The sequence below is a fragment of the Mycobacterium sp. genome, from assembly GCF_965277065.1.
GTDB lineage: Bacteria > Actinomycetota > Actinomycetes > Mycobacteriales > Mycobacteriaceae > Mycobacterium.
This window is the reverse complement of sequence record NZ_CBDIBT010000018.1, coordinates 146708-171744: the sequence shown is the minus strand read 5'-3', so window position 1 is coordinate 171744 and position 25037 is coordinate 146708. Positions and strand designations below refer to the sequence as shown.

Annotated in this window: 24 protein-coding genes and 4 pseudogenes; 11 read left to right on the top strand and 17 right to left on the bottom strand. The window is 65.4% G+C overall.

Going from position 1 to position 25037, the window contains the following annotated elements; translation table 11 throughout:
* Window positions 1-19 precede the first annotated feature (19 nt).
* Window positions 20-763, top strand: a complete 744-nt coding sequence (locus ACQY5A_RS12275) for an acyl-CoA dehydrogenase family protein (protein WP_428341488.1) — start codon at window positions 20-22, stop codon at window positions 761-763.
* Window position 764: 1 nt separating this feature from the next.
* Here the strand turns inward: ACQY5A_RS12275 and ACQY5A_RS12270 are convergent, their stop codons facing one another.
* Window positions 765-887 carry a hypothetical protein gene (locus ACQY5A_RS12270; RefSeq protein WP_428341551.1) on the bottom strand — a complete coding sequence of 41 codons (123 nt, stop codon included), beginning with the start codon at window positions 885-887 and terminating at the stop codon, window positions 765-767.
* Window positions 888-1067: 180 nt separating this feature from the next.
* On the opposite strand from ACQY5A_RS12270, the gene ACQY5A_RS12265 reads away from it, so the two are divergent.
* The 3 genes and pseudogenes from ACQY5A_RS12265 to ACQY5A_RS12255 all read left to right on the top strand — a co-directional run bounded on the left by ACQY5A_RS12265 (window position 1068) and on the right by ACQY5A_RS12255 (window position 4183).
* Window positions 1068-1721: a TetR/AcrR family transcriptional regulator gene (locus ACQY5A_RS12265; protein WP_428340642.1), complete on the top strand. Its 654-nt coding sequence runs from the start codon at window positions 1068-1070 to the stop codon at window positions 1719-1721.
* Window positions 1722-2098: 377 nt separating this feature from the next.
* A pseudogene (locus ACQY5A_RS12260) lies at window positions 2099-3296 on the top strand (cytochrome P450).
* Between the two features lie 47 nt (window positions 3297-3343).
* On the top strand, window positions 3344-4183 hold the full coding sequence (locus ACQY5A_RS12255) for a mycofactocin-coupled SDR family oxidoreductase (RefSeq protein WP_428340641.1): 840 nt from the start codon (window positions 3344-3346) through the stop codon (window positions 4181-4183).
* Window positions 4184-4422: 239 nt separating this feature from the next.
* On the opposite strand, the gene ACQY5A_RS12250 is transcribed toward ACQY5A_RS12255, so the two are convergent.
* From ACQY5A_RS12250 to ACQY5A_RS12235, 4 genes are read right to left on the bottom strand one after another with little or no spacing between them, the layout of a single operon-like run.
* Entirely contained in the window at window positions 4423-5667 is a 1245-nt protein-coding gene (locus ACQY5A_RS12250; RefSeq protein WP_428340640.1) for a cytochrome P450, read from the bottom strand.
* A gap of 3 nt (window positions 5668-5670) precedes the next feature.
* The gene (locus ACQY5A_RS12245; RefSeq protein WP_428340639.1) at window positions 5671-5865 is read right to left on the bottom strand and encodes a ferredoxin; all 195 of its coding nucleotides are present in this window, start codon (window positions 5863-5865) and stop codon (window positions 5671-5673) included.
* Between the two features lie 10 nt (window positions 5866-5875).
* A complete protein-coding gene (locus ACQY5A_RS12240) occupies window positions 5876-6529 on the bottom strand; it encodes a TetR/AcrR family transcriptional regulator (RefSeq protein ID WP_428340638.1) in 654 nt (217 codons plus the stop codon).
* A gap of 44 nt (window positions 6530-6573) precedes the next feature.
* Complete coding sequence (locus ACQY5A_RS12235; protein WP_428340637.1) at window positions 6574-7389, bottom strand: SDR family NAD(P)-dependent oxidoreductase; 816 nt, start codon at window positions 7387-7389, stop codon at window positions 6574-6576.
* 237 nt (window positions 7390-7626) lie between these two features.
* Between ACQY5A_RS12235 and pstS (ACQY5A_RS12230) the strand changes: the two genes are divergently transcribed.
* Genes pstS (ACQY5A_RS12230) through pstA form a run of 3 tightly spaced genes read left to right on the top strand, consistent with a single transcriptional unit; the run spans window position 7627 to window position 10674 of the window.
* Window positions 7627-8739, top strand: coding sequence for a phosphate ABC transporter substrate-binding protein PstS (gene pstS, locus ACQY5A_RS12230; RefSeq protein WP_428340636.1), 1113 nt, complete (start codon window positions 7627-7629; stop codon window positions 8737-8739).
* A gap of 11 nt (window positions 8740-8750) precedes the next feature.
* Window positions 8751-9719: a phosphate ABC transporter permease subunit PstC gene (pstC, locus tag ACQY5A_RS12225; RefSeq protein ID WP_428340635.1), complete on the top strand. Its 969-nt coding sequence runs from the start codon at window positions 8751-8753 to the stop codon at window positions 9717-9719.
* 40 nt (window positions 9720-9759) lie between these two features.
* Window positions 9760-10674, top strand: coding sequence for a phosphate ABC transporter permease PstA (gene pstA, locus ACQY5A_RS12220; protein WP_428340634.1), 915 nt, complete (start codon window positions 9760-9762; stop codon window positions 10672-10674).
* An 18-nt stretch (window positions 10675-10692) separates the two neighbouring features.
* Here pstA and ACQY5A_RS12215 read toward each other — a convergent pair whose 3' ends face one another.
* From ACQY5A_RS12215 to ACQY5A_RS12200, 4 genes and pseudogenes are all read right to left on the bottom strand, one after another.
* A complete protein-coding gene (locus ACQY5A_RS12215) occupies window positions 10693-12624 on the bottom strand; it encodes a serine/threonine-protein kinase PknD (RefSeq protein ID WP_428340633.1) in 1932 nt (643 codons plus the stop codon).
* Complete coding sequence (gene pstS, locus ACQY5A_RS12210) at window positions 12624-13739, bottom strand: phosphate ABC transporter substrate-binding protein PstS (protein WP_428340632.1); 1116 nt, start codon at window positions 13737-13739, stop codon at window positions 12624-12626. The genes ACQY5A_RS12215 and pstS (ACQY5A_RS12210) overlap by 1 nt, the downstream gene beginning before the upstream one ends.
* Window positions 13740-13910: 171 nt before the next feature.
* Window positions 13911-14360: pseudogene (locus ACQY5A_RS12205) on the bottom strand (alpha/beta fold hydrolase); the annotation flags it as partial.
* 26 nt (window positions 14361-14386) lie between these two features.
* Window positions 14387-15232 carry an SDR family oxidoreductase gene (locus tag ACQY5A_RS12200; protein WP_428340631.1) on the bottom strand — a complete coding sequence of 282 codons (846 nt, stop codon included), beginning with the start codon at window positions 15230-15232 and terminating at the stop codon, window positions 14387-14389.
* A 126-nt stretch (window positions 15233-15358) separates the two neighbouring features.
* Here ACQY5A_RS12200 and ACQY5A_RS12195 point away from each other — a divergent pair.
* Window positions 15359-15442 (top strand): annotated as a pseudogene (locus ACQY5A_RS12195) (3-hydroxyacyl-CoA dehydrogenase); the annotation flags it as partial.
* Between the two features lie 40 nt (window positions 15443-15482).
* On the opposite strand, the gene ACQY5A_RS12190 reads toward ACQY5A_RS12195, so the two are convergent.
* The 5 genes and pseudogenes from ACQY5A_RS12190 to ACQY5A_RS12170 form a co-directional block, all read right to left on the bottom strand.
* On the bottom strand, window positions 15483-16250 hold the full coding sequence (locus tag ACQY5A_RS12190; RefSeq protein WP_428340630.1) for an enoyl-CoA hydratase/isomerase family protein: 768 nt from the start codon (window positions 16248-16250) through the stop codon (window positions 15483-15485).
* Window positions 16251-16252: 2 nt separating this feature from the next.
* Window positions 16253-16426, bottom strand: a complete 174-nt coding sequence (locus tag ACQY5A_RS12185) for a hypothetical protein (RefSeq protein ID WP_428340629.1) — start codon at window positions 16424-16426, stop codon at window positions 16253-16255.
* 2 nt (window positions 16427-16428) lie between these two features.
* A complete protein-coding gene (locus ACQY5A_RS12180) occupies window positions 16429-17511 on the bottom strand; it encodes an acyl-CoA dehydrogenase family protein (protein WP_428340628.1) in 1083 nt (360 codons plus the stop codon).
* Window positions 17498-18403 carry an acyl-CoA dehydrogenase family protein gene (locus ACQY5A_RS12175; protein ID WP_428340627.1) on the bottom strand — a complete coding sequence of 302 codons (906 nt, stop codon included), beginning with the start codon at window positions 18401-18403 and terminating at the stop codon, window positions 17498-17500. The genes ACQY5A_RS12180 and ACQY5A_RS12175 overlap by 14 nt, the downstream gene beginning before the upstream one ends.
* Window positions 18381-19777, bottom strand: a pseudogene (locus ACQY5A_RS12170) (class I adenylate-forming enzyme family protein). Before ACQY5A_RS12170 ends, ACQY5A_RS12175 begins: the two are co-directional and overlap by 23 nt.
* 72 nt (window positions 19778-19849) lie before the next feature.
* On the opposite strand from ACQY5A_RS12170, the gene ACQY5A_RS12165 reads away from it, so the two are divergent.
* On the top strand, window positions 19850-20875 hold the full coding sequence (locus ACQY5A_RS12165) for a 2Fe-2S iron-sulfur cluster-binding protein (RefSeq protein ID WP_428340626.1): 1026 nt from the start codon (window positions 19850-19852) through the stop codon (window positions 20873-20875).
* 26 nt (window positions 20876-20901) lie between these two features.
* Window positions 20902-21354, top strand: a complete 453-nt coding sequence (locus tag ACQY5A_RS12160) for a TIGR03618 family F420-dependent PPOX class oxidoreductase (protein ID WP_428340625.1) — start codon at window positions 20902-20904, stop codon at window positions 21352-21354.
* Here ACQY5A_RS12160 and ACQY5A_RS12155 read toward each other — a convergent pair.
* On the bottom strand, window positions 21330-22103 hold the full coding sequence (locus tag ACQY5A_RS12155) for an LLM class flavin-dependent oxidoreductase (protein ID WP_428340624.1): 774 nt from the start codon (window positions 22101-22103) through the stop codon (window positions 21330-21332). The genes ACQY5A_RS12160 and ACQY5A_RS12155 overlap by 25 nt on opposite strands.
* Window positions 22103-23005 (bottom strand): SDR family oxidoreductase, encoded by a 903-nt coding sequence (locus tag ACQY5A_RS12150; RefSeq protein WP_428340623.1) that lies wholly within the window; start codon window positions 23003-23005, stop codon window positions 22103-22105. Before ACQY5A_RS12150 ends, ACQY5A_RS12155 begins: the two co-directional genes overlap by 1 nt.
* A 163-nt stretch (window positions 23006-23168) precedes the next feature.
* On the opposite strand from ACQY5A_RS12150, the gene ACQY5A_RS12145 reads away from it, so the two are divergent.
* Complete coding sequence (locus tag ACQY5A_RS12145; protein WP_428340622.1) at window positions 23169-24062, top strand: LysR family transcriptional regulator; 894 nt, start codon at window positions 23169-23171, stop codon at window positions 24060-24062.
* On the opposite strand, the gene ACQY5A_RS12140 is transcribed toward ACQY5A_RS12145, so the two are convergent.
* Window positions 24063-25019 (bottom strand): LLM class F420-dependent oxidoreductase, encoded by a 957-nt coding sequence (locus ACQY5A_RS12140; RefSeq protein WP_428340621.1) that lies wholly within the window; start codon window positions 25017-25019, stop codon window positions 24063-24065.
* Between the last annotated feature and the right edge of the window lie 18 nt (window positions 25020-25037).

The following is a 25037-nucleotide window of genomic DNA, read 5'->3' as shown; positions in this document are numbered from 1 at the left end:
AGACGGCCTGCGCAAGACGATGGCGACGGCGTCCGGCCAGCGGCTCGACGCCGCGCTGGCCGAGCGGGGCTGGCTGGAGATGCTCGACGAAATACCCGATGTCGCGGTGCCTTTGGTCTTCCGACTGCTGGGCGAGACCGGCGCCCACGCCCCGGTGCTGAACGACGTCGTGCTGCGTGCAGCCGGCCGCGACGGCGGCGGCACCGTGCCGCTGCCGTATGCGGGCGGGTCCTGGATCGAATGGGAGCGCACCGACCAACCGAGCACGACGCTGGGTGACGACTTGCCGATACATCGGGTGCCCCAGGGCGATTCGGTGCCGGTCGCGGCGGGACGGCATGCGCTCGGCTGGTGGCTGGTGGGCGCCGGCCGCGCGATGCTGACACTGGCCCGCCGGCACGCGCTGGACCGTACCCAGTTCGGGAAGCCGGTCGCGTCGTTCCAGGCGATCCGGCATCGGCTGGCCGAAACGCTGGTCGCCATCGAAGGCGCGGAGGCTACCCTGATCGGCGCCGCCGCCGAGCCGGAAGAATTGAGCTTTGTTCTCGCCAAAGCCGCCGCCGGACAAGCGGCGTTGACCGCCGCGCGGCACTGTCAGCAGGTGCTCGGGGGCATCGGCTTCACCGCCGAACATGAGCTGCACCGGCACGTCAAGCGCGTATTGGTCCTCGACGCCATGCTCGGCAGCTCCCGCGAGCTGACGCGTGAAGCAGGAGCGGCGTTGCGCGCCAAGGGGTTTGCACCGCGACTTGCCCAGCTCTAGTTCAGCTTCGCGGCAGGCCGAGAATCCGTTGCGCGGTGATGTTGCGCTGAATCTCCGATGTCCTACCCGCAATGGTCGCCGCGAAGCTGCGCAGATAGCGGTCAAACTCGAAGCTCAGTTGCACGAGCCCTCCGTAAATCGCATTCCGCTTCCCCGCCGAGCGGTGAGAGAATAGTATTCTCGTGAAGAGAAAGTTACAATCTCAGACACGTCGTCCCGCGAGGGAGAGAGCACAGCAATGACACGACGTTCTCCGGTACAGTCCAACCATGTTCTCCCCCCGCGGCAATCATCTGAGCCGCCCGTGACCAGCCCGAGCGAAGAGCCCGCCTGGAAACAACGCGCCGTCGAACGGTCGATCAAGACGGCGAAACTGCGGGCTGCGCAGCGCGTCCAGCGCTTCCTGGATGCGGCGCAGTCCATCATCATCGAAAAGGGCAGCACGGACTTCACCGTCCAAGAAGTGGTCGACCGCTCGCGGCAGTCGCTGCGCAGCTTCTACCTGCAATTCGACGGCAAACACGAGTTGTTGCTGGCGCTTTTCGAGGACGCCCTGAGCCGCTCGTCGGACCAGATTCGCGCCGCGACGGCCAATCACGACGCCCCGATCGAGCGGCTGAAAGTTGCCGTCGAGCTGCTGTTCGAGGCCTCGCGTCCGGACCCGGCAGCCAAGCGACCGCTGTTCACCGATTTTGCTCCGCGACTGCTGGTTTCGCATCCGGAAGAGGTCAAGATCGCGCACGCGCCGCTGGTCGCTTTGCTCACTGAGCTGATGGAAGCTGCCAGCGAGGCGGGTGAACTGCGGTCCGGCGTCAACCCGAAGCGGATGGCGGCGATGACCATGCAGACCGTGATGTTCATCGCGCAATCCAGCGGCGGGCCCGACGAGGCGACCGTGCATCCCATCACCGCCGACGAGGTCTGGGACTTCTGCTCGCAGGGATTCGTCGGCTCGTAGCGATCCGAGAATCGGCTTACCGGTCAGCGAGAACTTAACTTACAATGACCGCGTGCTCGATCTCTGGACCGACCTGCTCGGCTGCCTGGATCTGCACCGCGCTTCGGCCGCGGCGACGTCCTGACCACGGACGGCGCGCTGGGCGCGTCTATGCGCAGGAAGCGCTGCTGCGCTTTCGCGCCAACGGAGAATGAATCCGCGCAGGACGAAAAAGTGTCCCGATATCGCACCCCCGAGCCATTCCGAGAATGCTATTCTCGCTTTGAAAGAATCCTAAGTAGCGGAAACGGATCCGTCGTTGACACCCGTGGCCGCGTGATGACAGAGTTGCCGCACATTCTGAGCGTCTATGCGCGCGCGGCGAGAGGCGAAACCCCGTGACAGTGACTGCACCCGACGGTGTCTATTACGACCCGTACGACGTGGAGATCAATGCCGACCCCTACCAGGCGTTCCGGGCGATTCGCGAAGAAGCGCCGCTGTATCACAACGAGCAGCACGACTTCTATGCGCTCAGCCGGTTCGCCGATGTCGACCGCGCTGGTCGACCATGAAACCTTCAGCTCGGCACGCGGCGCCATCATCGAGCTGATCAAGGCCAACATCGATATCCCGCCGGGCGTGATCATTTTCGAGGATCCGCCGATCCACGACGTGCATCGCAAACTGCTGGCACGCATGTTCACCCCGCGCAAGATCACCGCGCTGGAACCCAAAATCCGCGAATTCTGCGCGAAGAGTTTGGATCCGATCGCCGGCGGCGACAGTTTCGACTTCGTCGGCGACCTCGGCGCCCAGATGCCGATGCGGGTGATCGGCATGCTGCTTGGTATCCCCGAGGAGTATCAAGAGGCCGCGCGCGATATGACGAACGACCAAATGCGCACGGAGGCAGGCAAACCCATGAATGCTGCGGCCGGGATGAACACCGGCGAGTTCTTCGCCGAGTTCATCGACTGGCGCGCCGAGCATCCCTCGGACGACATCATGTCCGATCTGCTGAACGTCGAATTCACCGACGAGAAGGGCGTCACGCGCCGGTTGACTCGAGGGGAATTGCTGACCTACATCAGCGTGGTGTCGGGCGCGGGCAACGAGACCACCACCCGACTGATCGGCTGGGCCGGCAAGGTGTTGGCCGAGCATCCCGATCAGCGACGGGATCTGGCCGAAAACCCGGCCCTGATTCCCGCGGCCATCGAGGAGCTGCTGCGCTTCGAGCCGCCGGCTCCGCACGTGGCCCGCTATGTGACCCGTGACATCACCTTGCACGGACAGACTGTGCCCGAGGGCAGCGCGATGATGATGCTGATCGGCGCGGCCAATCGCGACCACCGCCAATTCCCACCGGACGGCGATGTCTTCGACATTCACCGCGAAATTCGCCAGCACCTGTCGTTCAGCGTCGGCACCCATTACTGCTTGGGTTCGGCACTGGCCCGGCTCGAGGGCCGCATCGCGCTCGAGGAGATCTTGAAGCGCTTCCCTGAATGGCAGGTCGACCTCAGTCGAGCCGCGTTGTCTCCGACGTCGACCGTGCGCGGCTGGGACACCATGCCTGCGGTGATCGGTTGAGCCACAGCAGATTCACGTTCATGGACGAATGAGGAAACGAGGAAATGATGGCGGGTCGAGTCGAAGGAAAGGTCGCGTTCATCACCGGTGCGGCCCGTGGTCAGGGCCGTGCGCATGCGGTGCGCCTGGCCCAGGAGGGCGCCGACATCATCGCGGTGGACATCTGCAAGAAGATCGACACCGTCGATCTGATCGTCGCCTCCACACCCGAGGATCTGGCCGAGACCGCCGATCTGGTCAAGGGCCACAACCGCCGGATCTACACCGCCGAGGTCGATGTCCGTGACTACGACGCGCTCAAGGCCGCGGTGGACACCGGCGTCGAGCAGCTCGGCCGCCTCGACATCATCGTTGCCAACGCCGGCATCGGCAACGGTGGCCACACGCTGGACAAGACCAGCGAAACCGACTGGACCGCCATGATAGACATCAACCTCACCGGTGTGTGGAAGACCGTGAAAGCTGGTGTGCCGCATCTCATCGCGGGCGGCAACGGCGGCTCGATCATCCTGACCAGCTCGGTCGGCGGCCTCAAGGCCTACCCGCACACCGGACACTACGTCGCGGCCAAGCACGGTGTGGTCGGACTGATGCGCACCTTCGCCGTCGAGCTCGGCGCGAAGAACATCCGGGTCAACTCGGTGCACCCGACGAACGTCAACACGCCGCTGTTCATGAACGACGGCACCATGCGGCTGTTCCGTCCCGATCTGGAGAACCCGGGCCCGGAGGACATGAAGGTCGTCGGCCAGCTGATGCACACCCTGCCGATCGGCTGGGTCGAACCCGAGGACATCGCCAACGCGGTGCTGTTCCTGGCCTCCGACGAGGCGCGTTACGTCACCGGCGTCACGCTTCCGATCGACGGCGGCAGCTGCCTGAAGTAGTTTGCCGCCGTGACGCTTTCGGAGTTGTCAACTCCCGGCAGCTGGGACGAGATCACCCCGGCCTGGATGACGGACGCAATCCGAGGTCATTCTCCCGACGCTGTGGTGGGCGGGGTCGCGGTGGTGCCGCGTGACGATGGCACCAACCCGCGTGCCCGGCTGGCGCTGACATCAGTGGCCCTCCATACGGATCCAGACTTCTTCTGCAGTGGTTCTCTCCGGTCTGCTGGCGACCGTACTCACCAGGTCACCGGTAGTTCGTAGACGCCGTACGCAAGCCGGTCGTGTTTGAGTGGAACATCTTCGATCGGTACGGCCAGTTCCAGGGTGGGAACGCGGCGAAAGAGCGTGTGGAACACGATCTGCAGTTCGGCGCGGGCGAGCTGCTGGCCGACGCACTGGTGCCGGCCATAGCCGAAGGCGACGTGCTGACCCGCGCCCGAGCGGTGCAGGTAGAGCCGTTCGGGTTCAGCGAATTCCTTGGGGTCCCAGTTGGCCGGCGCGTTGTCGATGATGACGCCTTCGCCGGCTTTGATTGTTTCGCCGGCGATGTCGATGTCCTCGGCGGCGACGCGGCGCTGACCGTTTTGGATGATGGACAGGTAGCGCAACAGTTCCTCGACAGCATTGGCAACGACTTTCGCGTCGCCGGTATCCCGCAGCACCGCCGCCTGGTCGGGGTGCTGCAGCAGGGCGAGCACGCCCAAGCCGATCATGTTGGCGGTGGTCTCGTGTCCGGCGATCAGCAGCCCGGTGCCGAGTTGCGCGGCTTCTTTGACGCTGATCTCGCCGGCCTTGACCCGCTCGGCCAGGTCCGACACCGCGTCCTCGGCCGGATTCTCCATCTTGGTCTCGACGAGCTGCGCGAGATACTTGTGCAGGCTCATCGCGCCCTTCATCGTATCCTCGGCGGCGGCATACCGCGCGAGGCCGACATTGGCGTGGTGCTGGAACATCCCGGCGTCGTCGTAGGGCACGCCCAGCAGCTGGCTGATCACCATCGACGGCACCGGCAGCGCCAGCGCACCGACGATCTCGCCGGGCTTCGGGCCAGCCAGCATCGCCTCGATGGAGTCGTCGGTGATCTGCTGAATCGCCGATCGCAAACCTTCAACTCGCTTGAAAGTGAACGGTTTTGACAGCATCCGCCGAAACCGGGTGTGCTCCTCGGCGTCCGAGGTGAATACCGATCGGGGCCGCTTGTGCACGGTGGACAGCATGCCCTCGTTCCAGTGCGGGAACCCCGGCCGCCGGTCGTCGACGCTGACCCGCGAATCGGAGAACAGCGAACGCGCTTCTTCATAACCGGTGATCAGCCAGGGCGTGCTGCCATCCCAGATCTTCACCCTGGACAGCGGCCGGACACCGGCCAAGTCCATCACGTCCGGAGGGGGCGCGAACGGGCAACCGCCGGCACGTGCCATCGGATAGTCGGGCGCGTCGGAGATCGCCTCAGTTGTGCTGCCGGTGAGTGTGGCGGACACGTCTCACTCCTCGAGGTGGATGGCTAGTGCGGGGCAACCGGCCTCGGCCTTAAGGGCGTTCTCGGCCTGCTCGGCGGGCGGGTTCTCGTCGAGCACGAGCACGACGCCGTCATCGTCGCGTTGGTCGAAGATTTCCGGCGCATGCATCACGCAGTTCCCTGATGATGCGCATTTGTCTTGTTCCACAGAAACTTTCATCTCTACTTCTTCACTCGTGTGGCGTGACGGGCGCCAGCCACAGCCCCACCACCGCGTCGATGAGGCGTGTTCCGGCGGTCTCCCAGGAGGTCCACGGCGCGGATGCGCCCGCGGCCAAAGCCCGTTCACGGTCGGCGCAGGTGTGCATGAGCAGGTTGCGCGCCATCAGGTTTCGCTCGATCAGGACGTCAGCGGGCAGCTCGGGCAGGCACCGGTTGATCCCATCGATCACCTGAACCAGCGATTCGGAGGTGAGCGCGTCTTTGACGACGATGTTGTAGTAGGCGGGATCGGTCATCACCTGTGCAGCGAAGCGCGCATACCAGCTGGGATTGCCCAAGGCCGCCAGATGATCGGTCAGTGGACGCACCAAACAGGCGACCCAGCTCCTGGTGTCTTCGGATTTCGTGGTCTGCGCGACCATGTCTTCCCGCAGGCGTTCGATGGGCTCCCGGTGTCGCTGCTCGATGGCCCGCACCAGGTCGGTCTTGGTGCCGAAGTGATAGCCGACCGCGGCGTTGTTGCCTTGGCCGGCAGCCTCGCTGACCTGCCGATTGGAGACGGCGAACACGCCGTGCTCGGCGAACAACCGCTCCGCGGCGGTCAGGATCGCCTCCTGTGTCGTGCTGGCTCGATCGCTGCGCGCGGCCCTCGCGGTGGTCACCGAATCAGTCAACGCGCCGAGCCGGGTTAAGTCAAGTGATTGATTTAATTCTTCGCCTCGCCGGCGCGCCGAAGGGCCTTGCCCGCCGCGGTCCCACCGTCGACGCGCATGACTGTTCCCGTCACGTAGCGGGCCCGGTCGCCCGCTAGATACAGCGCAGCCTCGGCAACATCTTCGGGCGTGCCCTCCCGCCGCAATGGGCGGTCCGCACGCATCTGCGCGCGCAGTTTCTGCTCGAAAAGTTCTATTTTCTCCCGATCTTCATCAGCAGCCGACGAGGCCAGAATCGGCGTGGGGATATTGCCCGGAGCGATGCAATTGACACGAATATCGAAGTGCGCCAACTCGATTGCAGCCGATTTGCTGAATTGGATGACTGCGGCCTTGGAGGCCCGATAGGTCATTACTCCCCCGCCGGCCTGGATGCCGCCGATCGACGAAATATTGATGACGGAGCCACCGCCGGCAGGTGCCATCTGACGGGCGGCGTCGCGGGTACCGGCCATCACCCCCAAGACGTTGACCGCCATCACGCGCTGGAAATCAGCGAGATCGTCGTCGAGAAAGCTCCGGTGCATCCGGCTGGAGATGCCGGCATTATTCACCATTACGTCGAGGCCGCCGAGGGCCTCGACGGTTGCCTCGACCAGAGCGCCGACCTGTTCGGGGTCAGCAACGTCCACTAATCGAAAAATCGCCTCGCCACCGAGTTTGGCGGCCAGCTCTTCACCCTTCTCGCAAACGACGTCGGCGATCACCACCCGCGCGCCCTCCGCCACGAACCTCTCGACGATGCCTGCACCGATGCCTGAAGCGCCGCCGGTGACGATCGCTACCTTGCCGAGCAGTTCGTTGACCATGACAAAGAGTTAATCGGCGCAGCGTCGGTTAAGTCAAGCGATTGATTTACGGCACGGATAGCTTGCTCCTAGAGGTCGATGCTACGTTCGGCTTGGTGAGCCGAATTGTTAACTTCGAGTCCTCACGGCGTTTGCCAAGAGCAGCCACGCTTCCCTATGTCGGGCCCGTGTGTGGGCCGTGCCGGCCCGGCGACGCAGTAGAAGTTGCCATCAGCCCGACCGTTCAAAGGAACTGATTTGAGATTCAACCGATTTGGCGCTGCGGTGAGCATGTTGGCTACCGGCGCGCTCCTGCTGTCAGCATGCGGGAACAACAATACCGCCAGTGAAGGCGGCTCGACCTCCGGCGCCTCGTCGGCGAACGTGCACTGCGGCGGAAAGCCGACCCTGAAGGCCAGTGGATCGACGGCCCAAGCCAACGCGATGGCCCGCTTCGTCAAAGCGTTCGAGCAGGCGTGCTCGGGCCAGACCCTGAACTACACGGCCAATGGCTCGGGCGCCGGCATCAACGAATTCACCGGCAATCAAACCGATTTTGGCGGTTCGGATGTAGCACTGAGCGACGACGAGCACGCCAAAGCACAGCAGCGCTGCGGCTCACCGGCCTGGGATCTGCCGGTGGTGTTCGGCCCGATCGCGGTAACCTACAACGTCAACGGCGTGAGCTCGTTGAACCTGGACGGGCTGACCGCGGCCAAGGTCTTCAACGGGACGATCAAGAACTGGAACGACCCGGCTCTGACCGCGCTCAATGCCGGTACGCCACTGCCGGATCTGCCCATCCATGTCGTGTTCCGCAGTGACCAGTCGGGAACGACGGACAACTTCCAGAAATACCTCGACGGCGCCTCTGACGGCGCCTGGGGTAAGGGCAGCGGGAAGTCGTTCAACGGTGGTGTCGGCGAAGGCGCCAAAGGCAATGACGGAACGTCGGCCGCCATCAAGAACACCCCGGGTTCGATCACCTACAACGAGTGGTCGTTCGCGCAGGCACAGAAGCTGAACGTCGCGAAGATCGTCACCTCCGCGGGCCCCGACCCGGTGGCCATCAGTGCCGACTCGGTCGGCAAGACGATCGCCGGCGCAAAGATCAAAGGGCAGGGCAACGACCTGATCCTTGACACATTGTCGTTCTACAAGCCCACCCAGACCGGTTCCTACCCGATCGTGCTGGCAACCTATGAGGTGGTCTGCTCGAAGTATTCGGACAGTCAGATCGGCACGGCGGTCAAGGCGTTTCTGCAGGCCACCATCGGGCCCGGTCAGAATGGCTTGGCGGACAACGGATATGTCCCCATCCCGGACGCCTTCAAGTCGAGGTTGTCAACCGCGGTCAACGCCATCGCCTGATCAGACACATCATGTCGACCGCGCCAGCGTCCTCGCTGCGGGCCAGCGACTCAACTGAGGCACCGGTAGGCGACCGACTCTTCAAGTCGGTCGCCGCCGTCGCCGCCTCGACGATCACCGTCGTGATCGGTCTGATTGCGGTTTTCCTTCTGCTCCAAGCCATCCCGGCGCTGCGTGCCAACCACGCGAACTTCTTCACCAGCGCGCAGTTCACGACCACCGATAGCAACAACCTGGCGTTCGGCATCCGTGACCTGTTCATGGTGACGCTGCTCAGCTCGCTGTGGGCGATGGCGCTCGCGGTGCCGGTCGCGATCGGGATCGCAGTGTTCCTGACCCAGTACGCGCCGGCGAGACTGTCCCGCCCTTTCGGCGCAATCGTCGACCTGCTGGCCGCGGTACCCTCGATCGTCTTCGGACTCTGGGGAATCTTCGTTCTGGCACCGCAACTCGCGCCGATCGAATCTCAGCTCAACCACAAGTTGGGCTGGTTGTTTCCGTTCAAGGCCGGCGATGTGTCGCTGGCCGGCGGCGGCAACATCTTCACCGCCGGTGTGGTGCTGGCCGTAATGGTCCTGCCCATCATCACCTCGGTGTCGCGAGAAGTGTTTCGGCAGACCCCAACCAGTCACACCGAAGCCGCGCAGGCGCTCGGAGCGACGAAATGGGAGGTAGTGCGGATGACCGTGCTGCCCTACGGCCGCAGCGGTGCCGTCGCCGCATCGATGCTCGGTTTGGGCCGCGCGCTGGGCGAAACGGTGGCCGTGCTGATCATTCTGCGCGCGTCCGCCTCGGCCGGCCATTGGTCGCTGTTCGACGGTGGCTACACTTTTGCGTCCAAAATCGCGTCGGCGGCAAGCGAATTCAGTGAACCTCTACCCACCGGGGCCTATATATCTGCGGGCTTCGTACTGTTCGTCCTCACCTTCATCGTCAATGCCGCCGCTCGTGCGATCGTCGGCCGGAGAGTCAAGATATGATCCGCGCCGACGACGATGCAGAGCGAGGCGATGGGGAGGAGTGGCGCCCATGGGCACAGTGACTCTCGAGCTGCCGGTCAAGGCGTCCGCCATTCAGCCGATCAGCATCCGGCGCAGGATCAAGAACACAGTCGCGGCAACGTTTTTCGTTCTCTCGTTCGCGCTGGCACTGATACCGCTGGTCTGGTTGTTGTGGATCGTGATCCAGCGCGGCTCCTATGCCATTGTGCAGCCCGACTGGTGGAGCCACTCGCTGCGCGGTGTGCTGCCGGAGCATTTCGCCGGCGGTGTTTATCACGCGCTGTACGGCACTGTGGTGCAGGCCGGTGTCGCGGCGATCATCGCTGTCCCACTGGGTTTCATGACCGCGGTGTATCTGGCGGAATATCGATCCGGTCGACTGGCGCGGTTCACCACCTTCATGGTCGACGTATTGGCGGGACTACCCTCGATCGTCGCGGCCCTGTTCATCTTCACCCTGTGGATCGCCACCCTGGGATTTCAGCAGAGCGCTTTTGCGGTGTCGCTGGCGTTAGTCCTACTGATGTTGCCGGTCGTGGTGCGCTCCACAGAGGAGATGCTCAGGCTGGTACCGCAGGACATCCGAGAAGCCGGCTACGCCTTGGGCATTCCCCAGTGGAAGACCATCACGCGCATCGTCGTTCCGATCGCGATGCCGGGCATCGTCACCGGCGTCCTGCTCTCGATCGCCCGCGTGATGGGCGAGACCGCGCCGGTCCTGGTGTTGGTCGGCTACAGCCGGTCGATCAACTTCGACATCTTCAACGGCAACATGGCCTCGTTGCCGTTGCTGATCTACTCCGAGCTCAACAACCCCGAACATGCCGGCTTCCTGAGGGTTTGGGGTGCCGCGCTGACGCTGATCATCGTGGTGGCGGTGGTGTATCTGGTTGCCGCACTGGTCAACCGGGCGATCGCGCTGCGCCGCCGCTGAGTTCGTCCGGCGTCAGCCCTAGCATCCCGCGACGCGGAGCTCGGCCACTCTGTCGTTGCCGCGGTCCGCGACGTAGACGTTGCTGTCCTTGTCCAGCGCCAGCTGCAGCGGGGTGTTGAGACCGTTGAGCGGCAATGGAGTTGGAGCGTTCGAGTTGGGCGGGAGTTTGAGCACCTGGTTGTTGTCGTGCTCGCTGACATAAAGATTGCCCGCGGCGTCCACGACCACGCCCCACGGCGCGCTGATCCCGGTGAAGGGCAGCACGGTCTGCTCGTTTGAACCGGTCGCCAGCTTCACCACCCGGTTGTTGTCGGAGTCGGTGACATAGACATTGCCGGCGCCGTCGACGGCCACGCCGTCGGGGTGGTTCAGACCGGTGAACGGAAGCACCGTCGGGGTGTTGGTGCCGGACGGCAATTTCACCACCCGGTCGTTACCCCGGTCTGCGACGTACACGCTGCCGGCTCCGTCGACGGCAACCCCCTCGGGGAAGCTGAGGCCGGTAAATGGCAGCTGTGTCTGGTTGTTCGACCCAGGGGCCATCATCAAGACCCGATGGTTGAAATCGGTGACATACACCGCTCCCGCAGAATCGACGGCCACCGACTGAGGCTGGTAGAGGCCGTTGAACGGCAGCACCGTCGGGGTGTCAGAGCCGGGGGCCAACTTCACCACCCTGCCGTACATCCCCTGATTGGTGACGTACACGTCGCCGGACGAATCCACCGCCACGCCACCGGGCGAAAGGCGGAAGTTGAGCCCGTTGAACGGAAGGATGTTCTGCCCGCAGGACTCCCCCGCGGGTCCTCCCTGCGGACGCACTGCGTAGCCGAACAGGGCGACGAGCAGCACCGCCGCCGCGCCGAGGATCATCCACAGCTTGCGCCGATCGCGTCGCCGCGGAGCATTGGCCCCGAAGTCGGGATGTGCTGCGCTGGAGGGCGTTCCGGTCACCGAGGCGCTGCGCGGACGACTCCAGCCGCCCGCAGCGACGGGCGGCTGGCTCCACCCGCGGGCGCCCGCGCCGGCGACCGCGGGACGCATCATGGTGTGCGCGTTGGCGGCATCCTCGGTGTGCTGCAGGATGCTCTCCGCTTGGTGCTGATCGGGTGCGGTCAACGCGTGTAGCGCGGCGTTGGCCAGGTCTCCGGCGCTGCGATAACGCTGTCCGGGATTCTTGGCCATGCCGGTGGCGACGACCTGATCCAGCGCCGCCGGGACTCGGCCGGGCCGCAGCTGGCTGGGCCGCGGGGCCGGTTCCATCAGATGGGCATGCATCAACCGTTCGATGCTGTCGGCACGGTAAGGCGGTGTGCCGGTAATACATTCGCCCAGCACGCAGGCCAGCGAGTAGATGTCAGATCGATACGTGACCTGGTGGTCGCTGAACCGCTCCGGGGCCATGTACTTGTAGGTTCCCAACGCCATCCCGGCCTGGGTCAACCCGGGATCGGTTCCGGCGCGGGCGATTCCGAAGTCCACCAGGTAGGCGAAGTCGTCGCCGGTGATCAAGATGTTTTCCGGTTTCACATCGCGGTGCGTGACGCCATTGGCGTGCGCAGCATCCAGCGCGGAGGCAACCTGTCGGATGATCGCCACCGCACGGGGCGGGCTCATCGCGCCGGTCTGTTTGAGGACAGCGGCCAGGTTCGCGCCGTCGATCAGGCGCATGTCCAGGTAGAGCTGGTCGTTGATCTCGCCGTAATCGTGAATGGGCACGACGTGTGGCTCGGTCAGCCGCCCGGCCGCGCCGGCCTCACGCTGCATCCGGGCCCGGAACGTCGGATCGTCGGAGTACTCCGGCGATATCAGTTTGAGCGCGACGATCCGGCCCTTGCGGGTGTCCTCGGCCTCGTAGACTTCGCCCATCCCGCCGCGTCCCAGCAGCCGCGTCAGCCGGTAGGGCCCGAACCACGACCCGACCCGCGAACCCGGTTGACCGCCGCTCATCACGAGATACCGTCCACGGCCGCAGCCAGTTTCGACTGAAATGAGCTCGGCATCGGGATGTAGCCGTACTGATCCAAACCCTCTTGCCCGGCCCCGATTGTGGCCTGCATGAACGCTTTTACCGCTGCGCCGGTCGACGAATCCGGATATTTCGAGCAGACGATCTCGTAGGTGGCCAGCACGATCGGATACGCGCCGGCCTGCGACGGCTTGTAGAACGACGATGTGTCGACCACCAGATCGTTGCCCGGCCCGGCGAACTTCGCCCCGGCGATCGTCTTGGCGACCGAGTCGGTGGTGATCGTCACCGGATCCGGACCGGCCGACGTCACGATCTGAGCCATGCTCAGTTGGTGGCCGACCGCGAATGACCACTCGTTGTAGGTGATCGACCCGTTGGTGGACCGCAAGGCCGACGAGGTGCCCTCATTGCCGGTCGCGCCCTGGCCCACACCACCATCGAAGGTCTCTTCGGTGCCTTTGCCCCACGCGCCGTCGGAAGCGGCCGCGAGGTACTTCTGGAAATTGTAGGTGGTGCCGGACTTGTCGTCGCGGAATGCGACGTGGATCGGCGTCGCGGGCAGATCGACGCCGGAATTGAGCGCCTTGATCGCCGGATCGTTCCAGGTGGTGATGGCGCCGTTGAAGATCTTGGCGGTGGTCGGGCCGTCCAGATTCAACGCGCTCACACCGTCGAGGTTGTAGGTGACCGCGATCGGGCCGAACACCGACGGTAGGTCCCAGGCAGGTGAGCCGCATCGCTGCTGCGCCTTCTCGGGCTCACCCTTCGCCTGATCCAGCGGCTTGTCGGAGCCGCCCAGGTCGGTCTCGTTGTCGACGAACTGCTGTACGCCCGAGCCCGAACCGTTCGCGTTGTAGTCCAGCGTGAAACCCGGGCAGGCGCGGATGTAGGCGTAGACGAACTGCTCGATCGCATTTGTCTGGGCGGTCGAGCCGCTGGCCAGGAGTTTCTTTTTGCCGCCGCAGTTCACCGGTACCGATGCCGCGCCGGACCCCGAGGTCGCGGTGCTGTTGCTGCTGCCACCGCACGCCGACAGCGCGAGAGCGGCGACTACCAGCAGGCTCAGCGCCGCGCTAGCTCGGCCGACCTTCACCAGGTTCCTCTCGACGACGGGTCACCGTTAACAGCAAACAGCGTCGAGCTTAATAAAAGATGAATGCCCGCTTTGCGCTGGCTTTGCGTGCCGCCGCTCAGCCCTCGACGGACGCCAGAAAGTCCAGCAAGACCGCGTTCACGTCGCCCGACTGTTCGAGCTGAGGGCAGTGGCCGGCCGCGTCGCGTCGTAGTCGTAGAGCGCTTCCATGTGCTGGTTGCATTGGATCTCACCGCCGCCACAGATGGCCACCAGGCTGCGCACCGGCAGCACCGGCGACTCAGAGGTGGCGTCGACGAGTAAGTTGATCGCGCCCATCGAGTTGCCGACGAAGTGCGCCGAGCTGATGCCGAGTTCGGCGCAGAACCGGGCAATGTGGCGGATCCGCATGCCGCGGCCGTCGTTGAAGTCGAGAACCTTCGCCGATCCCCCGAATCCCAGCATGCCCGGCGCCACCACGCGGTACCGCGTTGCTAGCGCAGGTATCGTTGCCTCCCAGGCAATTTCGGTACTGACGCCGAACTCACCACCATGCAGCAGAACCACCGGATCGCCATCACCGGCCTCCAAGTAGTAGGTGGCCAGACCGTCGACCACGATGGTTTCGCTTCGGATCGGCATCGCCTCGGTAGACTAGCAATCCGGTATCAGCCGCCGGCGAGCGCCTTCGCCAGATCGATTGTGCCGGTGCGGATTGCGCCGACCACGCCGCCGTCGACCAGCAGATCGGTGCCGGTGACGAAGGACGCCGACGGCCCGAGCAGGAATTCCGCAGCGGCCGCAATGTCCTCGGGTGTGCCGAGGCGTCGGAGGCCGGAGTTGTCCACCATTGCCCGCATCAGCGTGCCCGATTCGCTCTCGAGCTCGAGCCGGCCCATCGCCGTCGAGATGACGCCGGGGCTGATCGAATTGATGCGGGCGCCGCGCTCACCCCAGGTTCCGGCCGCGGCTGCGACCCGGATCTGGTTGGCCCGCTTCGCAAGTGGGTACGCCATTTGGCTGCTGGTGATGGTCGAGCAGACGTCGAGACCGAGTAGCTCTTCGGCCGGCGCCGTCGCGAGCTGCCGCTCTACTTCCGGGTCGAGAGCGGGCATCATGTGGCCGGCCATGCTGGCGATGACAACTGCGGCACCGCCGGGTTCGATCACCCGGCCGAATTCGTCAATGCTCATTGCCACCCCCAATAGGTCCACGGCCAGCACCGCCTCGGCGGACGCCTGCACCGGCGAGAGTCCCGCGGTGTGCACGACAGCGGTGACGCGTCCTACCGCCTGCGCGCTCTCAGCGACCGCCGCCAGCGAGTGGCGGGAGGTGACGTCGACCTCGCGGGTCAGCACGTGATGCCCGTCCTCAGTCAGGGCAGCCGCCGCGGCTTCGAGGCCGGCGGCGTTGATGTCGGCCAGCACGATGGTCCGGCCCGCCCCGCTGCGACGGGCGACCGCGACGCCCATGCCGCCAACGCCGATGATGACCAGAACGTCGTCGTTCGTCATTGGGCTCCTTTAGCGGGCACTTCCTGACGGTATCCGTCCCGTACCGCCGCCGACGATCCGGAGTGATATGAGAACATTATTCTCTCAGCCAGAGAGCGTCAGTTGCAATAAGGGAAACAGCGATGCGAGGCGTACTTGGGCCCGCAGGTCCCGTTCCCCAAGCGAATGGGCCGGTCTCCCGAATACGGCGCGTTTGTGCAGAGCATCGTCGCTGCGCTTCCCGCCGAAGTAGCAGGAGGCACTCGAGCAGCTAGTTCTTGCCCGCGTTGAATTTTGCGACGATAGCGCGGAAGTCCTCGGTCTGCATGGACTGGCTTTCCGCGGACAGCGCATAGTCGATGGTGTCCAGCACCGCGCGTTCGAGATGCAGGTTGAGGACACGCTTGGTGCTCTCGACGGCCTGCTGAGGCAGTTCGAGCATCTTCTTCGCCGCTTTGATTGCCTCGGCTAGCGGGTCGCCTGCAACGTGGTTGGCCAGGCCCAGTTCGACCGCCTTCGCGGCGGGGATGCGGGCGCCGGTCAGCGCGTACTCCTTGGCCAGCAGCAAACTGATGTGCAGCGGCCAGGTCAGCGGTCCGCCGTCGGCGGCGACCAGTCCCACCTGCACGTGCGGGTCGGCCAGGTAGGCGTCTTCGGCGATGTAGACGATGTCGCTCAGCGCCACCAGGCTGCACCCCAATCCGACGGCCGGCCCGTTCACGGCGGCCAGCACGGGAATGCGGCAGCGCGCCATGCCCAATACGATCTCGCGCCCGTCGATGATGGTCTTCGCGCGCAGGGCTGCATCGTTCGCCAGTTCCTCGAGATATCCGAAGTCGCCACCGGCCGAAAACGCCCTTCCCGCACCGGTTATCACCGCAACCCGGGCGCTCAGGTCGTCGCTCAGCCGCTGCCACAGCTTCGCCAGCCCGTGGTGCAGCGAGTCGTTGACCGAGTTGAGCGAGTTGGGCCGGTTCAGGGTGATGATCCGCAGCGGGCCGTCGGCCTGTACGTCGATTTCGGTTGGCATGTCGTACATGTTCAAGCTCCTTCGATGGTCGTGACCCGCTTCACCCGGGCTTCGCCCACGCTCGCGATCACTCCTACGTCATTGGTCGTGACCCGCTTCACCCGGGCTTCGCCCGCGCTCGCGATCACTTCTACGTCATTGGTCGTGACCCGCTTCACCCGGGCTTCGCCCGCGCTCGCGATCACTTCTACAACCCCAGGATTCGTGAGGCGATGATGTTCTTCTGGATCTGCGACGTGCCGCCCATCACGCTCTGCGCACGGCTGTAGAGGTAGGCACTGAGCAGGTTGGGGTCGTCGATGCCGCCCACCGCCAGCGCCGCATGGCCGACCGATTGCTCGACCCAGGTCATCAGCAGCTTGTCCAGCGATCCATCCGAGGTGTGGGTCAACCCGTCGAGCTGCTCGGACAGCCGCCGCCGGACATGATGAGTCAGCATCTCCGTTTGTACTGCGGCCCAGGCAAGTTCCTCACTAGGCGAGCCGTCGGTGCGCGCGGCCAGCTGACGAACCAGCTTGCCGTAACGCGCCGCGTACCCCAGCGTGGACGGCTCACGTTCGTGCCCGACGACGATCATCGCTAGCGGCCAGCCCTCGCCGGGGGCGCCGACCGTGTTCTCGGCCGGCACCGTCGCGCCGTCGAACAGCACCTGCCCGAATTCGGTCGTGACACCGTTGATCATCTGCAGCGGCCGCTGTTGCACACCAGGCTGTTTCATTCCGATGATGAAAGCCGATATGCCGCGGTGCCGTTTGGCTTCGGGATCGGTGCGGGCCAGCAACAGACACCAGTCCGCGACGTCGGAGTAGCTGGTCCAGATCTTGTGTCCGTTGATGACGTAGTTACCGCCATCGCGGGTGGCGGTGGTCGTCAACGACGCGAGATCCGAGCCCGAGCCTGGTTCGCTGAAGCCCTGGCACCACCGCTCGCTGCCGTTGATCATTCCTGGCAGGAATCGCGCGCACAGCTCTTTGCTGCCATGCCGGCTCAGCCCCGCGACCAGATAACCCAGGCTGGGCCGCGGCGGCGCCTCAGCGCGTGCCAACTCCTCGTCGAGGATGACGTCGTACACCGGCGGTAGTTCCTGGCCGCCGTATTCGCGCGGCCAACTCAGCCCGAAGAAACCGCTCTCGTACAGGGCGCTGTGCCATTCGCCCTGCCGGGCCCAGTATTCGTCACCGGAGCAGGGAAACTCCCTGGCGTGCACTGAAAGCCACGATCGCAACCGGTCACGGAATGCCGCTTCGTCGGGCGAGTCACGGAAGTCCAACGCTGATCTCCTCCAGCTTGACGGGCCACAATTGCGTCGAGGTGAGCGCACGGCGCAGGAACACATGCGCCAGGCACTCCCAGGTGTTGCCGATACCGCCGTGCACCTGAATCGCGGTCTCGCATACGGTCCGCGCGGCGCGCGCACAGTAGACCTTCGCAAAACGTCCGGCGCGGATCGCGTCGGCCGGGTCCAACTCATCGACCGCCCAGGCCGCATGCCGCAGGATGCTGACCGATCCCTCGATCAGGGCCAGGCTCTCGGCTAGCAGGTGCGCGATGGCCTGGTAGGAGCCGATCGACTTGCCGTACTGCTCACGGATTTTCGCGTACTCGCAGGCAAGGGTGTGCGCGCCGCGCGCGGTGCCGACCAGGTCGGCCGATGTGGTCGCCAGCGCGAGCGCCAGCCATTGTTGCGCGGCCTCGGGGTCCAGATCGCCGACAGCAGTGGTCGTTTCGCCGACAGCTGCAAAGGCTCTCGTCAGGTCGACGGCGTCACCGTCAGCGCCCGCGTCGGCGGCCGATACCGTCGTGCCGTTCAGCGTCAACGCGCGTCGGTAGCCCCGGGCATCGACGGCCCGGCCGCCCACCGCGATGGTCGACCCGGAGCCGTCGTCGCCGATCCGCCGGGACAGGTCGTCGGCCAGCACCGGACCTAGAAACGGGGCGTCCACCAGCCCGCGACCGAACTCCTCGGCGACAATCGCGACTTCGACTGCGGACGCTTCGTCGGAGCGCAGCGATCGCCAGCCGGTCAGCTGAATCTGCTTGTCGAGCCTGGCTATTCGCTCGGTGTCACCGAGATCATGCACCGATCCCGGACCGAGATCGTCGGCGAGTTTCGCGGCTGCATCTCGCAGCTGTTGTTGTTCAGCTGTCAGACGTACATCCATAGCGCTCCTTGAGGACTCGGCGCAGTACCTTGCCCGAAGGCAGCCGAGGTATTTCGGATACGAACACGACACGACTCAGACGTTTGTAGGAGGCCAGGCGCTCCCCGACCCGAGCGGAGAGTTCGGCGGCATCGACCGGTTCGCGGGTGGCGACCGCGGCGATGACTAACTCCCCGTCGGCGCCATCGGGGATGCCGAACACTGCGCAGTCTGCGACGGCCGGGTGTCCGTGCAGTACGGTCTCGATCTCGGCGGGCGCCACCTGGAACCCGCGGACCTTGATCATTCCTTGGACCGGTCGGTGATCCGCAACCATCCGTCAGCTTCTAGGTAGCCAATGTCACCGGTGCGGTACCACCCGTCGCACAACGCATCTCGGGTGGCCTCGCGCGGCAGATAACCGGCCATCAACGATTCGGATCGTGCCTGGATCTCGCCGACCTCACCCGCGCCGATCGGCGCGCCGGTCTGCAACGACGTCACGCGCACCCGCACGCCCGGCACCGGTCGCCCGACCGAGTCGAGCCGTCCGCCGTCGAGCGGGTTGCAGGCGATCACCGGTAACTCGGTGGTGCCGTAGGCCGGAACCCACCCGACGCCGGTGCGCCTGGTGACGGTCTCGGCGACGCTGGCGCTGACCGGCGTCGCACCCCACATGATGAACCGCAGCGAGGACAGATCGTAGGACTCCAGTCGGGGATGCGACGCGATGGCCAAGGCGATTGGCGCGACGGCTATTTCGACGGTGATCCGGTCGTCCTGAATGGTTTGCAGCATGCGGTCGATGTCGAAGCGGCGATGCAGGCGCATCCACACGCCGGTTTGCAACGCGGTCACGATGTTGAGCAGGCCGAGAATGTGCGACGGCGGCGTGGTGATCTGAATGCGGTCGTCGGCCGTCAAACCCAACGCCCCGCGCCAGTGAGCCACCGCAGCCCGCAGCGAATGATGCGTGTGCCGAACGGCTTTCGGGAGGCCCGTTGTGCCCGAGCTGAATGCCAGCACCGCGTCGGCGTCCGGTGCGGCCACGACGTGTGATTCGCCCTCGGCGATGGGCTCGTCGAGATGCAGCATCGGCATCACATCCGACAGCACCTCGTGATCGCCAACGGCGTGCGACGGGCTCGTCAGCGCCAGGGCATGCTCGACCTCGTGCCGTTTCCAGGCCGGGCTAATCAGCACGACGACGGCGCCCAGCCGCCAGATGGCGAGCAGCGCGACGACGAACTCGGGACGATTGGATGACATCAAAGCGACCCGCCCGCCGGCCATCACACCCCGCTCACGCAGGCCGGTGGCCAGGCCGTCCGCGAACGCTTCGAGCTGCGGCAACGTGTAGTGCCGCTCCTCGAAGACCAGCGCGGTCGCAGACATTGAGAAGATCCTATCGTTTTGAGAGAATAGTATTCTCTCAGGCGAAGAACGCAAAGTGTGGAAGGTGTGCGGATGGCGGAACGCCACGTGTTCCAGCGGGCCACGGTGACTCGGATCATCAAGGAGACCGCCGATAGCCGTACCTATGTACTCGCCCCGGAGGAACAGCCGTTTTCCTACCGCGCTGGGCAGTTCTGCACGTTCCGGGTGACTGTCGGCGGCGAAGAGCTGTACCGGTCGTATTCGATGTCGAGCGCCCCGGGGGTCGACACCGAGCTGACCACCACGGTCAAGCGGGTGGCCGGGGGCAAAGTGTCGAACTGGCTGGTGGACAACGTGGTCGAAGGCGACGAGCTCACCATGACCAGAGCCGCGGGAACCTTCGTGCTGGGGTCGACGTCGGCGCCGCTGCTGGCTTTCGCCGGCGGCAGCGGTGTCACACCGATCCTGTCGCTGGCGAAGAGCGCTTTGGCGGACACCGATCGCACGGTGCGCATTCTGTGCGCGGACCGCGATCGCGGTTCGGCCGTCTTCGACGCGGTGCTCGATGACCTGGTCCAGCGTTATCCCGGCCGGTTGTCGGTGGAGCGGCGCCTCGACGACGACCACGGGCTCCTGGATTCGGCGGGTGTCGAGTCGTTCGTCGGCAGCGATACCGGCGCCGACTGTTATGTCTGCGGGCCGGAAGGGTTCATGGCCGTGGTCCGGTCGGCGCTGCCGGACACCGCGAACGTCCTGGTCGAGGACTTTGACGCATCGCCGCCGGTCAAGGCACCGGCGCCGGAGGTGTCCGAAGCTGCGGGCGACGTCGACTCGGGCGGCACTGTGACCATCCGGATCGACCGCAAGAAGGCGTCGGTGCCGCGGGTGCCCGGGGAGACGCTGCTGGAGAGCGCGCGCCGGGCCGGGCTGTCACCGCCGTTCAGCTGCGAGGCCGGCAACTGCGGGACGTGCATGGCCAAGCTGATCGAGGGCGAGGCCACCATGCGCACCAACGACGTTCTCGAAGACGACGAGATCGCCGACGGCTACATCCTCACCTGCCAGGCGGTGCCCAGCACCGCGTCGATCACGGTCCTTTACGAGCAGGGAATGTAACGCGGCCGTCCGCGGCTGAACCCCGTATGACTGACCTACCCGCCTTCGCCGAAGTCGCTTCGGCCGACCAGGGGCTCGTCGTATTCACCACGCTGCGAGGCGACGGCAGCGCTCAGGCGTCCGTCGTCAACGCTGGGGTCCTCCCTCATCCGCTGTCAGGCGAACCGGTCGTCGGGCTGGTGGCCATCGGCAGCGCCCGCAAACTCGGTCACCTGCGCGCCGATCCACGCACCACGGTCACGGCCCGCGCCGGTTGGCGGTGGGCCACCGTCGAAGGGGTCGCGCAGCTGATCGGACCCGACGACCTGCACCCGGATGTGGACGACGAGCGACTGCGGGTGATCCTTCGCGACGTCTTCACCGCGGCCGGCGGCACCCACGACGACTGGGACACCTATGACCGGGTGATGCGAGACGAGCGTCGGACTGCGGTCCTGATCTCGCCGACCCGCGTTTACACCAACCCGGCGCGAGGCTGACCCAGTCCGATCAGCGTCGGGGCGATCAGCTCCAGCTGGTCGATCCCGTCGCGGAAGTCGCCGTCGAGCGGCGGCAGAATCGTGACGTGGTCAGCGCCGGCATTCAGGTGCTCACGTGCGCCATCCCGGACCGCCGTCGGATCAGGATCCAGGGACAACCCGACGACCAGCAGCTTGTCGGGCCCCAGCGTGCTCCTGGCGTGGGCGGTGAACCCGGGCGCCTTTCCGGCGGGGAATGCGCCGTCGGCGATCTCGTCCGCTAGCGCAAGCATTTTCGGCCCGTTCGCCGCGATGATCCTGGGATAAGCGGCATCGGGGACCGGCGGCCACGTCGGTTCATCCATCCGCTGGACGTAGTCCCGGATCGTGACCAGCGGACGGCCGAATTCCCGCGCGACGCTGGCCGCCTGCTCGGGATAGCCGACCCCGATCCCGACGACCAGCCGGCCGGGATAGGCCTGCGCGAGTTGCGCCGCCGCGGCATGCATCGTCTGCGGCGGCCGGGCCCAGATATTGGCGATGCTGGTTCCGAACACCATCCGCTCGGTCTCCGCGATCAGCGTGCCGATCTGCACGAAGGCGTCCTTGCCAATCACCTCGTTGACCCAGACCGTCCGATACCCCGCGTGGTCGAGTCGCCGGATGGCATCCCGTTGCAGATCAACGTCCAGCGCGACGGTCAATGAAGCGGGCAGGCACACGCCGATTGACCCAAGCGCCTCGCGGGCGGCTTCGACCACACTCGCCATCAGTGCTGTGTCTCGACGAAGTAGTGGTCGTCCTCCAAGTCGGCAAGCAGCCCTTGGTGTTCGGGCTGCCAGTCGAGGACCTTTTGGGTCAGCTCGCTGGACGTCGCATCGTCCAACCCGGCGAACGGGGCCAAGAACCCGAAGTGTTCGGGCGCCTCATCGGCGGAGATGCTGTTGACCGGCAGGTCCAACCGCCGGCCGATGACCTCGGCGATGTCGCGGAACGGCACGCCCTCGTCGGCGATGCCGTGCAGGCGCGTGCCGGCGGGCGCGTTTTCCAGAGCCAGCCGGTAGAGCCGCCCCGCGTCCAGTGTGTGCAGCGCGGGCCATCGGTTGGCGCCATCACCGATGTACGCGGACACCCCGGCCTTGCGGGCACAGTCGATGATGTGACTGGTGAAGCCGTGGTGGTCCAGGTTGCTGTGCACCAGCGGGGCGAGCCGGATGACAGAAGACCGAACGCCGCGCTCCGCCAACGCAATTGCGTAGTTCTCCGCGTCAATTCGCGGCCCGGCCGGCAGGGTGTCTTCCTCGGTGGCGAGTCGGCCCTCCACATGGGCCACCATCAACGTTCCCGACGTGCCCACGAAGGGCTTGTCGGAGCCGACGAGAGCCTCGCCGATCGCCTCGACAGCGCGCTGATCCGACTCGACCGATCCCATGAAGTCGCTGAAGTCGTGTTTGAAGGCCAGGTGGATCACGCCGTCAGAGGCCGCGGCCGCGGCGCGCAGACTGTCCAGGTCGTCGAGCGAGCCGCGGTGCGCCTTCGCGCCCGCAGCCTCCAGCGCCGCGGCGGACTCGTCCGAACGGGCCAGGCCGATCACTTGATGTCCGGCTTGGATCAGCTCGGGTACCACTGCGGACCCGATGTGTCCCGACGCGCCGGTGACGAAAACTCGCATGTTGAACTCCTGAATTGAGCGGTTGAGCGGTAACACCACCCTGCGACCGGATCGGTCGCCCGTCCAAGACTTGTTTCGCAATACTCAATACCGATCAGGCATCACTGCAGCGCACGAACCTTATAGCGTCATTTGCTACAGATTTGGCGATTACTATGCGGATATGGACGACACCCCGCCGGTTGATGTCGACCTGCGATTAGTGCGGTACTTCGTGACGGTCGCAGATCATCGGCACTTCGGCCGCGCCGCCACCGCGCTGCGGGTGGCGCAACCGTCGCTGAGTCGGCAGATTCGACGACTCGAACAGCAGCTAAGTGCACGCCTGCTGGACCGCACCCCGCAGGGCAGCCGACTCACCGAAGCCGGCGAAGTCTTCCTGCCCGCGGCCAAGGCGCTGCTTCGGGCGGCGGCGCGCGCCGCATCCGAGACTCGGGCCGCCGCGCAGCCCAGTCGCATCATGATCGGCTACACGATGGGACTCATCGTCACCCCCGCGGTGCTCGAGATGCGCCGCGAGCACCCGGACGCCGACGTGCAAGTGATGCACCTCGATTGGGACAAAGCACGAAATGCGTTGCTGGACCATCGAGTTGACGCGTTAATCACCCGGCTGCCGTTCCCGACCGATCAGCTGCATGTGACTGTCCTTTACGACGAGCCCCGGGTATTGCTGGTGCCGTTGACCCATCGCCTCGCGGGCAAGGAGTCGATCACCCTCGACGACATCTCCGAAGAGCCGATGCCGCAGATCCGAGATTCCGACCCGTCCTGGAACGCCTTTTGGCGGGTCGACCCGCGTCCGGACGGGCGACGAGCCCCCGGCGGGCCGTTCATCGAGGCGATCGAGGACAAGTTCGAAGTCATCGCCGCCGGACAAGCGGTGGCGATCATCGCCGGCTCACACGGCACCGCATTGCGGCCCGACCTGACCACCATTCCCATCGCGGGCGTCGAGCCCAGTCATGTCGTGATGGCGTGCCGTGCCGACGATCGCAGCCGACTGGTCGCGGCTTTTCGCAAGATCGCCGCGGCGCACATGATCGTGCCGACGTGATCAGCGGAGCTGGGCGCCCAGTTCGGCGATGACCTCGCGGGTCCGCCGTTTCGATGCGATCAGCTCGTCGCGGTTGTCACCGATCGGCAGTAGCCGCACCGACAGATCGGTCACTCCGGCGTCGGCGAAGCGGCGCATCCGCGCCAGGATGGCGTCCTCGTCGCCGGCCGCACAGATGTCGCCGACATCGCGGGCGTCGCCGTAATCCAGCAGCCGCTGATAGTTCGGCGACACCTCGGCCTCACCCAGGATCCGGTTGGCTCGCTTCTTAGCCGCGTCGACTTCGCTTGTGGCACAGAGGCATACCGGAATCCCCGCGACGATGCGCGGCGCAGGCCGGCCAGCGTTGTCGGCGGCCTTGGTGATCCGAGGCACGACATGCTCGGCAACGGACCGTTCGTCGGCCATCCATAACACGGTGCCGTCGGCATGCTCGCCGGCCAGCGCCAGCATCACCGGACCGAGCGCGGCGACGAACACCGGCAGCGGCGCAACCGGGGCCAGATCGTTCGGGTTGTGCACGGTGAAGCGTGCGTTCTCGACGTCAATCGGTCCCGGTCCGGCGAACGCGGCGTGCAACACCTCGAGGTAGTCACGGGTGTAGGCCGCGGGCTTTTCGTACTGCAGGCCCAGCATGTCCTGAATGATCCAATGATGCGACGGCCCGACGCCCAGCGCCAATCGGCCCCCGGTGGCCGCATGCGTCGATAAAGCCTGACGCGCCAACGCAATCGGATGCTGCGCCTGTAGCGGTACGACGGCGGTGCCTAGCTCGATGCGGGTAGTGCGGGTGCCCATCAACGCGACGGCCAGCAACGCGTCGAAGTCGTTGGGGACCTGCGGGATCCAGGCGGTGTCCATGCCCGCGGCCTCTGCCCACTCGATATCGGCGAGCATCTTGCTGACTTTGCGCGCGGAATCACCGCGCTCGGCGCCGATCATAACTCCGAGACGCACGGCTCCTCCAAAGTGTCG